1 protein-coding gene is annotated in these 681 nt (G+C 40.8%); it reads left to right on the top strand.

Going from position 1 to position 681, the window contains the following annotated elements:
- Nucleotides 1-681, top strand: a 681-nt coding sequence (locus AC1DG9_RS27535) for a phosphopantetheine-binding protein (protein ID WP_477635760.1), incomplete at both ends; no start/stop codon positions are given.

The raw sequence follows: 681 nt of genomic DNA, 5'->3' as shown, positions 1-681 counted from the left end.
CTATAGAACCGGAGATCTCGGTAGGCTTTTAGACAATGGAGAAATAGAGTTTAAGGGCCGGAAAGATGGGCAAATTAAGATCAGAGGCAACAGGGTTGAACTAGGCGAAATTGAAGTTGCCCTGATGAAAGAAGAAAGCGTTAACCAGGCCGTGGTGATATTAAGAGAAGACTACCCCGGCAGAAAAGCGCTGATAGCCTATTTGACAGGAAATAAGGCCACAGGAGACAGCAATAAGGTTAGACACCATATAAGTAACCTCCTGCCGGATTATATGATCCCATCCGGCTTTGTTTGGCTCGAAGAGCTTCCTAAAACTACAAGTGGAAAAGTAGACAGGAAAGCACTACCAAAACCAGATCTTAAAAGGCCTGAACTAAACACGCTTTATAAAAGCCCAAAAACAAAGCTTGAGAAAGACATTATTGGTCTATTCATCGATATATTTCAATATGATAAAATCGGAATTGACGATAATTTTTTTGAGCTTGGGGGCAATTCGCTTCTTGCTCAAAAAACAGTAGCAGAGTTAAAGTACCAATTCAATTGTCATTTACCTATCACCAGATTATACCAATATCCTACTGCCGCAGGGATGGCCGATTTTCTTGAAAACAAGGCCCCTGAACAGACTACCTTCGTTAAAGAAAGTAAGCATAAAGATACCTCTCATGATATAGC

The organism is Pedobacter sp. 05L430, from assembly GCF_056397585.1.
Note: the sequence above shows the minus strand (reverse complement) of the source record. Positions and strands in the feature narration are given on the sequence as shown.